We start from the raw sequence: 10,551 nt of genomic DNA, 5'->3' as shown, positions 1-10,551 counted from the left end.
TTTGATTACTTTTTATCTTACAAAATGAGATACTAAAAATTATAAACCTATCTTTGCGACTTGAAATCATTTGAACAAATGAACAGAATAAAAGAAGTGTTGGACGAAAAAGGCATCAAGCAGACTTGGCTTGCCGAGCAATTAGGCAAAAGCTACAATATGGTAAATGCTTATGTGCAAAACAGACAACAACCACGAATTGAAGTGCTTTATGAAATCGCTGAAATTCTTGGCGTAAATGTAAAGGAACTATTGATTGACAACGAAATTAAAAAGGACAAGTAATGAGTAACGAGCAAAAAATTACGACTGAAATAAAAGTGCCTAACAAAGATTTGGAAAAATTGAAAATTCACTTTCCGCATTGCTTTGACAAAGACGGAAATTTTCAATTAGAGAAATTCAAAAATAACCTGACTGAAAAGGAAATTAACTTTTCTACCGAGAGCTACGGTTTAAACTGGTTAGGTAAAAGTTACGCAAGACTTTTGGCAAGCGACCCAGCAACTACTCTTTTACGAGCTGATGAAACGCATAACTCACAACTCAATACTAAAAACGCTGAAAACTTACTCATAAAAGGCGATAATTTGGAAGTACTGAAACACCTTGCCAATGCCTATTACGAAAAAGTAAAAATGATCTACATAGACCCGCCCTACAATACAGGCAGCGATGGCTTTGTGTATAATGACGATAGAAAATTTACCGTAAAAGAATTACAAAACCTTATTGGTGTAGATGCAGATAGAGCCAAACACATTTTAGATTTTACACAAAGCAACAGCAATAGCCACAGTGCTTGGTTAACATTTATGTATCCTCGTCTTTACATTGCTAAACAATTATTGAAGGATGATGGAGTAATATTTGTTTCAATTGATGAAAGTGAAGTTGCACAACTACAACTTTTATTAGACGAAGTATTTGGAGAAGAAAATTTCGTTGCATTAGCTCCTAGAAAAACTGGGGCAGGTTCGGCAGCGACACGCTCAGAATCGGAATTAAGAAAGCTGAATGATTACGTTTTTATTTATCAGAAAAACAATCTGATTTTCAATAAAAAAAATATGGGAGAAAAAGAGTTTCCATTATCAGACGAAAATGGAGATTACTTGTTAGGGCAATTTCAAGCATCAGGTTCTGATGCCACACGTTCTGCAAGAAAGAATATGTATTACCCAATTTATGTTTTAGAAGATGATACATTAACAACTATAAAACCTGAAACTTTCAAAGAAGAAATATTACCCAATCAAGTAAAAGGAGAAGATGGAAGATGGCTTTGGACTCCAGAGAAGTTTGAAAAAGATAAAAGTTTTATTCACTATGATGGAACTAAACTTCAAAGGAAAATTTACTTTGACCCTGAAAAAGACAATACAATTTACCAAGCTGAAAAAGCTTGGCTTGACCAATTTACTAATGCTTCAGGAACAAAAAGATTTAATGAACTTTTTGAACCTCACAAAGGAATATTCAGCAATCCAAAACCAGTTGAACTAATAAAGCATTTAATAAATCTAATTAATGTAAATGAAGATGAAAGCGTAATTATTCTGGACTTTTTTGGTGGTAGCGGAACAACAGGTGATGCTGTAATGCAAATTAATTCAGAAGAATATAAAAACCTAAAATTCATTTTAGTCCAAATTCCAGAGCCAATAGACCCAAAGAAAAATAAGGTTTCTTTTGATTTTGTAAAGAATGAATTGAAGGCTGAACCAATAATTTTTGAAATAACAAAAGAGCGATTAAAAAGAGTTGCACAAAAAATCAGTCAAGTAAATCAGTCAAGAATATCGGCAAAAGAAATCGAAAGGGAGAGTTTGGAAGGAACACTCGACTTAGAAATTAAAGACGAAAAAATCAAGCAACTAAATTTTGAAATTAGCACACTTAAAAATCAAGATTTAGGTTTCAAAATTTTTGAAACAACTCCAATTTGGGAAGATTACAATTTTGAAGCAGAACAGTTTGACAGTTCGCAAACGCTGTTTGATGCCGGCAAATTAACCGAAGACGACATCAAAGCCTTACTCACTACTTGGAAAACCTATGACGGCATTGCCTTAACGCAAGAGTTGGAAATTGTTGATTTAAGCGGTTACACCGCTTATTACGGCAATGGCAGATTGTATCTTATGCACAAGGGCTTTACAACTGACAGTCTGAAAGCATTATTGGAAAAGATTGACACTGACAAACATTTTGAACCTAAAAGCATCATCGCCTTTGGCTATCATTTGGAGAGTAAGAGTTTACGAGAGATTTCAGAAAACGTAAAAACTTACAACAACAAGAAGAAAAGCGACATTGACTTTATAACAAGGTATTAATATGAAGGGATTTAATTTTGAGAAGAACCTGAACCATCAATCACACGCAGTAGATAGCACTATTGCCGTGTTTGAGAACATTAGCCTTGTTCAGCCCACAGAAGCGGATAAGAACTACATCAACCCTGCATTTGATTTTACAACTGAAAGAACTTATCCCGAAAACATAAGAGCTATTCAGGAAGATAACGGAGTTAATGAAAAAATAAAGCGTAACAGCAACATCATTGATATAATGATGGAAACTGGAACTGGTAAAACTTATACCTACACTAAAACAATTTTTGAACTCAATAAAAACTACGGCATTTTCAAATTCATAGTCGTTGTTCCAACTTTATCCATCAAAGCAGGAACAATTGATTTTTTGAAATCGGACAGTAGCCGTGAGCATTTCAAAGAACAATATGGCAAAACGCTTCACTTGCATATTGTAGAAAGTCAGAAAAACAGCAAGAGTAAAAAATCATTCATTCCACCAGCAGTAACCAGTTTTGTAAATGCCGGAACTTTTGAGAAAAACAGTATTCAGGTTATGATTATCAACGCAGGTATGATTAACTCTGAAACAATGCAAAAGAGTTTTGACAAAGGTTTGTTTGACAAATACACCATTCCTTTTGATGCCGTAGGAGCAACAAAACCTTTTATGATTATTGACGAGCCACACAAATTCGGGCAAGGCAATAAGACTTGGGAGAACATTCAGAAAATGAAGCCCCAATTTATTTTACGTTATGGTGCAACTTTTCAAGGTTATGAAAACTTGATTTACACCCTGACAGCCGTTGATTCATTCAACAGAAATTTAGTGAAAGGCGTAATCGGACACATTACTGAATTTAATGCAGGTGAAAACGCAATCGTAAAATTTATTGATTCAGATGGAACAGAAGCCAGTTTTGAATTGATTGAAAATGAGAGACGAAAAACCGTAACAGTTTCTAAAAAAGAAAGTCTGAAAAAGATACATCCTGAAATGTCTGACTTGGGAATTGAAAATTTGAATAAAAGCACGGTTGTATTAACCAACGGCTTAGAAATGAAAAAGGGCGATAAAATCAACCCTTATTCTTATGCTGAAAAGTTGCAGGAAACAATGATTCAAAAGGCAATAAAACACCATTTTGAAATTGAAAAACAGCTATTGACAAGAGAAGTGAAGATTAAACCTTTAACGCTTTTCTTCATTGACAACATAGACGAATACCGAAATAAAGAAGGATATATCCGCAAAACTGTTGAGCAATACATCAAAGCAGAAATTGAAGAATTGCTAAAAACAGAAAAGGATGCTTTTTACAAAGCCTATCTTGAAAAGACATTGCTTGACCTTTCGGCAACACACGCAGGATATTTTTCAAAAGACAATACCGAAAAAGACGAAGCCATTGAAAAAGAGATAAACGAAATTTTGCACGACAAGCAAGCAATGCTAGATTTGGAAAATCCAAGACGATTTATTTTTTCAAAATGGACGTTGCGTGAAGGTTGGGACAATCCGAACGTATTTCAGATTTGCAAACTCCGAAGCAGTGGCAGTGAAATTTCAAAACTTCAAGAAGTTGGGCGTGGTTTACGTTTGCCAGTGAATGAATATGGCAATCGAGTAAAAGACGAGCAATTTTATTTGAACTACTTTGTTGACTTTACCGAAAGCGACTTTGTAGATAAATTGGTTAATGAAATCAATCAGAAATCGGGAGCTATTTCCATTGAACAAGTTCCTGACAAACTTTCTGAGCAAATGATTAAAAAGATTTGCGAGTTATACGAAACAACCGAAGATGAACTTTTGGAAGTTTTAGACACGAACAACGTCATCACAAGAACAAATTCATTTAAGACAGGTGGTTTTGACTACATCAAACAAAACTATCCAAGAATATTTGAAGGCGTAAACTCTAACAAGGTTCGCAAAGCAACCGACCCGAAAAAGAAAGTTGTAGTAAGAACAGAGAAATATCAAGAACTAAAAGACCTTTGGGAAAAACTGAATGAGAAAGTTATACTTGAATATAAGTTTGACAACGAAGCCAACTTCAAAACTTTGTTTACAGAGTTTTTGAAAGCACAAAAAGACAATTTCACTTCGGACGGTATTAACGAAAGAATTTCAAAAGTTGAAATTAAAGACAACAAAGCAGTTGCAAGCGAACCTGAATCTGTTTACAACCGTAAGACAGCAACTATTTCAATAATGAAATACAGCGATTTTTTAAAAGAACTTTCAAAAATTCTAAACATAAACATCGCAACATTGCATCAATCAATCATTGACGCAGAAACAGACATCAATAAATATCTTAACCAAACAACATTGAGAATCATCAAAAAGAACTTTGACTTTTTCTTAATGACACAAGCATTTGACAAGTATTCTATTGAATACAAAAAGGTTTCAAACAGCATTCATCCAACAAAGCTGACAGACGAAAAAGGAAATGTGCTGAAAGAAATTTCTGCATCTGATGTTGGTGTTTTGTTTTCTGACGAAGATGTTGCAGATTCTTATTTCTTTGAAGAATTGTATTACGATTCTGACTTAGAGAAATCAAACATAAAGACAGAAGTAAAAGAAGTTATTGTGTTTACCAAAATACCGAAGAACTCAATTAAAATTCCAGTTGCAGGTGGCAAATCATATTCACCTGACTTTGCCTATGTTTTGAAATTCAAAGACGGAGAGCAAAAACTAAACTTCATTGTAGAAACCAAAGACGTAAATAGCAAAGACGGACTTCGTGACGAAGAAAAATTCAAAATCAAACACGCTGAAAAATTCTTTGATGGCAAAGTAAAAATTGAGTTCAAGACACAATTCAGCAACACCAAAATAGTTGACTTAATAAAAGAACTTTCAGTTGATGAATAAAGCAAAAACAATAAGCCCACGCACAGGTGTAAGCACATTTGCAAGCCCCACAAGCCCACGCACAGGGCAAAGCTTGCAAAAGAGCTTCCACCTTTCCCACGCAGAAAAAATTGAATTAAAAAAAATTTCCTCCCCTTCTGAAAATAAAAAATACGCAATCGCACGACCCAACACGACAAAGACAACAACAGCTAAACACAACAGGGACAGCGGTTTGCAGACACGAAAGACAGAACACCAGCAGCCAACAGCAGTTTGGCGTAATGGCGGGGGACGTGGTAAATTGAACAGTAGTTTTTCAAATCAACATTTGTGCTTGGTTGACAGTGAAGTGCTCCGAATGCCGCCACTACGCCAAGCTGCAAAACGTTGGGTGCTATTTTAGGGCGACCCGTAAACGACAACGACAACAATAACAAGACAAAATGAGAAAGACAATCTTAACAACATTACTAATCGGGACATTAAGCCAAATCGGACTTGCTCAAACTAATTTTGACAAAACGAAGTTGGACAACTATTTCAACGCACTTGAAGAAAACAACAAATTTATGGGAAGCGTTGCCGTATCAAAAAACGGAGAAATCATTTATTCAAAAACCGTTGGTTTTGCTGACGTTGAAAATAATGTGAAAGCAACCGAAAATTCTAAATACAGAATTGGCTCAATTTCCAAATCGTTTACAGCGGTTTTAGTATTAAAAGCCGTTGAACAGAAAAAGTTAGACCTAAATCAAACTATTGACAAATGGTTTCCAACAATTAAAAATGCAAAGGAAATAACTGTAAAACATTTGCTAAGTCATAGAAGTGGAATACACAACTTCACAGACGACAAAGATTATTTGACTTGGAACACGCAACCAAAGACAGAAAAAGAAATGATTGAAATTATCGCAAAAGGCGGTAGCGACTTCAATCCAGACAGTAAAGCAGAATACAGCAATTCAAATTTTGTGCTTTTGACATACATACTTGAAAAAACTTTTGCAAAATCGTATTCCGACTTATTACAAGAACTCATTGTTAAACCTATCGGTTTGACAAACACTTATGTTTTTGGAAAAATCAACACTGAAAAAAACGAGTGCAAATCATACAATTTCGCAGGAACTTGGAAATTAGAAACTGAAACAGACTTTACTGTTCCGTTAGGTGCAGGTGCAATCATTTCTACACCAAGGGACTTGACAAAATTTGCTGATGCTTTGTTTGGTGGAAAATTATTGACAACTAAAAGTCTTGAAATAATGAAAACCGTAAAAGACGGTTACGGAATTGGTTTGTTTCAAATTCCTTTTTACAAAAGTATCGGCTATGGACATACAGGCGGAATTGACGGTTTTAGTTCTGTTTATTCTCATTTCGCTGACGAGAAAATTTCTTATGCTTTAACTTCAAACGGAACAAACATCAATAACAACGACATTTCTATTGCGGTTTTAAGTGCAGTTTACGACAAACCTTATGAAATTCCGGTATTCACGACTTTCAACGTAACTTCGGAAGATTTAGATAAGTATTTAGGTGTTTACACTTCAAAACAAATTCCTTTGAAAATTACCGTTATAAAAGACGGAAACACCTTAATTGCACAAGCAACAGGACAATCCTCATTTCCACTTGAAGCAACCGAAAAAGACAAATTTAAGTTTGACCAAGCAGGAGTTGTCTTAGAATTTAATCCGACAGACAAAACAATGATATTAAAACAAGGTGGTGGACAATATACATTCACGAAAGAATAAAAAAACAGCACCCAACATCGGTTTTGCAAGAGCGGGGGGAAACGTCTCCGTTTGAAAGTTTTCGCTATCTTTGAAGTCCGTGCTTCGCAAGAAAGTGAGTGCTAAAAAGCCCCGCCCTCGCAAAGCCGCGGGTCGTTATGCGGCATGCTAAGACAACCGACACCCAATCGAAATCTAATAAATGGAAGAAGAAGTTAAAAGATTGACACCGACAAAAGAAACTCTTGTTAGACTGTTTGCAAAATCAGGAAACAAATGTGCTTTTGAAAAATGCCAACATAAACTTTTTGCTGAAAATGGGACTTTCATTGCACAAGTTTGCCACATTGAAGCAGCACAGGAAGGCGGAGAAAGATTTAGACGAGAAATGAGTAATGAACAAAGACGAAATGAGGAAAACCTCATTTTGCTTTGTCATGCGCATCATAAAATAACCGACAATGTTGACGAATACACAGTAGCAAAATTAAAAGAAATAAAAGCCAAACATGAATCCAAATTTGTTTCTGGTGGAGATAGTATCAATCTGACAGACGAAAATTATTCTGAAATAGTTTTCAAATATGAAGAGGAATTCAAACGACTTTATGAGATAATTACAAAGCTGGGACATTTCAGAAAACCTGAAAAAGAGTTCAAAGCATTTAAGGCAAACTACCGACCTTCGATTCAACAGTTTGAAGATAACTTAAATTACTTTGACACACAGGAACAGAAATTAGTTACACAGTTTGCAGAGAATTTCAATTCACAAAAAGTAAAGACCGCTTTAATTTGGGGTTTGCCATCAGCAGGCAAAACAACACTTGCATTAGGCATATCAAGAGAACTTTATAAACACGATTTTGAAGTTTACTATGTTGAACTGAATCACACTTTATCAAGCCGAGAAATTATTCAAGAGCTTGTAATCATCAATAAGAACAAGTCGTTAATTATCGTTGATGACATTCATAAAAACCTATCGTTAGCAATTGATATTTATTTGGAATTAGAGGACATGCAAAACATTTCAGCATTGTTCCTTTCACGAAAACTTAGCGAAGACTTCCAAAAGGATGATAGCGGAATTAATTTGTTTGATGAAATAACAACAAGCTATGAGTTGGTGTTATCAAACCCGACAGATAAATTTCAAGGTATAATTCATTCATTTCAAAAGCATTTCAATATTACGCAGAGTGTTGGAGACATAAACAAAGTTTTGAAACTTGCTAACCAAAACATTTTAAAACTCAATTTGCTTTTGACCTTTTGGAAAGACAACCAAGACAAAAAACTTGACCAACTCACCGAGCAAGATTTCAACCGAGAATTATTTCTTCGCTACCTTCAAAAGATTGAAGGAAACATTCAAGATATTATCCCCTATTGTTGTATCAACTCATACGGAATAGATTTTCATTTTCTTCAAGACAGAACACTTTGTGACAAACTTCAAGTTGCAGGCTTAATTTACGAAAGCGACAAAAAAAACAAATTATACAGTTTCGGGCATTCGCAATTTGCGGAACTGCTATTTGCATCTATTATTGAAAAGTTACCGCAATTTGACTCTGCAAAATACAAGCAACAGGAAAATGAAATTAAGAAACTAGAACTACTAAAATACTTTAAACAATTTTCTTCTTCAAATCAAATTGCAATTGAATTCCCAAAAAATACAGCAGCAATCTTTGCCGCATTGCATCAACATAAAATTAAAGGTGTAATCCCTTCCTTACTTAATGACAAAACAGTTTCTGATAAAACTTTAAAGTATTTGCAGAGTGAAGAAATTGAACTTCCAGCGATAAAAGATTTTTTCAACGCACTTCGCTTTTGTTACGCAGCAAAATTTGAATACTTCTCAAAAGAGTTTCTTGAAAAGTCAGCTAAATTCAAAGAGACGATTCTAAATGATAGAGACGGTTTCACAACTTTTTCTTTTCTTTTAATTAGTTGCTACAAGTGCAACTTATCCAAACAAGCGAGCAAACTCATTTCATTATTAACTAAGGAAGAACTTAAACTACTTATTAAAAATTCGCCAGTAAATTATACAACACATTCAGCACGCCTTTTTAAAAATTATAATCCATCTTTCGCCAAACTTATTATTGAATCCCTTTCGGAATCTGATTGGGCTGAAAGTTTAATGAAAGCTCCGCCATTTATTACAGCAAACTCCTTAACTGAATTCAAAGAGATAAACAGGACAATGACACGGAACATTTTCCTATTGATGAATGAAGAAGATTTAGGAAAAAAATTAAATCGCCTAAAGTATTTCTATTTTGAGAAAGTCATAAGTGAATTAAAAGAAATTGACCCCGATAAAGCAAAACGACTTTTTGAATATTACAATGATGACAAAATATTAATTGGGTTAGGTAAATGTAAATCTGCACAATTGGGGAAAGGACTTGCTAGTTTATTTCTTGTAAACCCAGATAGAGTTTCAAGAATTTATTCTCAATTAAATTCCGTTGATATTGCTGACCAATTGAAACTTGAAACAGTAAAAAATGCAATGAGAATCCTTGCTGAACTATTTAAGATTTCAGAATCAAAGACAACAGAAATTTTACAAGTATATTTAAAGAACTTTTTGCATACAGAAGTTAAAGATATTGCAGACTACTTTAATCTAATTCATACCTTGACCAATGTCGGTTATTCGGATAGACAAAAAATATTTTCAAAATTTACTATTGAAGTACTATTGCCTCTTTTCCGAAAAGCAACAGCGGAAAATTATTCCTCAGGATTATCAGCAACAAAACTTTATAACCACGATTTGGCTACAGTGATTTTTGCAAACACAGAAATAAATCTTAATGGAAATGAGGTTGGCTTTTCTTCACTTGGCAATATTCTTTTGAAATTAAAATTGGTTGACCCAGTTCGCAGTAAAGATGTTTTAAGAAAATGTGACAGAAATATTCTTGTCCGTAAAGCAACAGCAAACGACATAAACTTCGGTCAATTAATTAAAACCATTGAGGAGTTAAAATCCGTTGACAAAATCCAAGCCATTGAAATTTTTAATCTTGTTTCAAATGACCCAAAATATCAAGCAAAAATTTACAAACTTTCATTTGACTTATTTCTCCATACAATTGTTTCCATTCACAAAATCAATCCAAAGACTGCGAAAGAGACTTTCACTACATATACAAGTCAGCACAAACACGACTTGAATAGTCAGAATATTTCATTTCAAATTTTCACACAAGGACTTGGTAAGTTGAGCAAGATTTCAAAACCTCTTTGCAACCAAATAATTGACAGGTTTTTTGACAAACTGAAAGACCAACTTCCTGGACTACAGTTTCATGAACTTGCAACTGGACTGAGTGAGATTGCTGAATTTGCACCTGACAAAGCAAAACAGATGCTTGACAGTTGTTCGACAGAAATGCTTGTAAGTAAAGCGAAAGCCACGAAATCAGTTACACTCAATGGCGCTTTGGGAGAAATAAAAAAGTTTGACACAAAGAGATGGACGGAAATAAAACAGAAAATGCAATCGACATGAAAGAAGCACGACCGCATAACAGGCGTTTGGCTCAATGGCGGGTGACGTGGTTAATTGAACATTCTACCT

Annotated in this window: 6 protein-coding genes; all 6 read left to right on the top strand. The window is 34.5% G+C overall.

Features of this window, described 5'->3' with window-relative positions:
- Nucleotides 1-78 precede the first annotated feature (78 nt).
- The 6 genes from LC115_11770 (at nt 79) to LC115_11745 (ending at nt 10,482) form a co-directional block, all read left to right on the top strand.
- Nucleotides 79-285, top strand: coding sequence for a helix-turn-helix transcriptional regulator (locus LC115_11770; protein ID MCZ2357341.1), 207 nt, complete (start codon nt 79-81; stop codon nt 283-285).
- Entirely contained in the window at nt 285-2,339 is a 2,055-nt protein-coding gene (locus tag LC115_11765; protein ID MCZ2357340.1) for a site-specific DNA-methyltransferase, read from the top strand. Before LC115_11770 ends, LC115_11765 begins: the two co-directional genes overlap by 1 nt.
- A 1-nt stretch (nt 2,340) precedes the next feature.
- A complete protein-coding gene (locus tag LC115_11760) occupies nt 2,341-5,214 on the top strand; it encodes a type III restriction-modification system endonuclease (GenBank protein MCZ2357339.1) in 2,874 nt (957 codons plus the stop codon).
- Entirely contained in the window at nt 5,207-5,599 is a 393-nt protein-coding gene (locus LC115_11755; GenBank protein MCZ2357338.1) for a hypothetical protein, read from the top strand. The genes LC115_11760 and LC115_11755 overlap by 8 nt, the downstream gene beginning before the upstream one ends.
- 40 nt (nt 5,600-5,639) lie before the next feature.
- On the top strand, nt 5,640-6,962 hold the full coding sequence (locus LC115_11750) for a beta-lactamase family protein (GenBank protein ID MCZ2357337.1): 1,323 nt from the start codon (nt 5,640-5,642) through the stop codon (nt 6,960-6,962).
- A gap of 181 nt (nt 6,963-7,143) precedes the next feature.
- Nucleotides 7,144-10,482 (top strand): hypothetical protein, encoded by a 3,339-nt coding sequence (locus LC115_11745; protein MCZ2357336.1) that lies wholly within the window; start codon nt 7,144-7,146, stop codon nt 10,480-10,482.
- Nucleotides 10,483-10,551 lie beyond the last annotated feature (69 nt).

It is taken from the genome of Bacteroidia bacterium (genome assembly GCA_026932145.1).
Classification (GTDB): domain Bacteria; phylum Bacteroidota; class Bacteroidia; order J057; family JAIXKT01; genus JAIXKT01.
This window is presented reverse-complemented; position numbering and strand designations above follow the sequence as displayed.

Bases quoted from the DNA above. Each gene is read 5' to 3' on its own strand.
- LC115_11770 (MCZ2357341.1), top strand. From the start codon at position 79: ATGAACAGAATAAAAGAAGTGTTGGACGAAAAAGGCATCAAGCAGACT.
- LC115_11765 (MCZ2357340.1), top strand. From the start codon at position 285: ATGAGTAACGAGCAAAAAATTACGACTGAAATAAAAGTGCCTAACAAA.
- LC115_11760 (MCZ2357339.1), top strand. From the start codon at position 2,341: ATGAAGGGATTTAATTTTGAGAAGAACCTGAACCATCAATCACACGCA.
- LC115_11755 (MCZ2357338.1), top strand. From the start codon at position 5,207: ATGAATAAAGCAAAAACAATAAGCCCACGCACAGGTGTAAGCACATTT.
- LC115_11750 (MCZ2357337.1), top strand. From the start codon at position 5,640: ATGAGAAAGACAATCTTAACAACATTACTAATCGGGACATTAAGCCAA.
- LC115_11745 (MCZ2357336.1), top strand. From the start codon at position 7,144: ATGGAAGAAGAAGTTAAAAGATTGACACCGACAAAAGAAACTCTTGTT.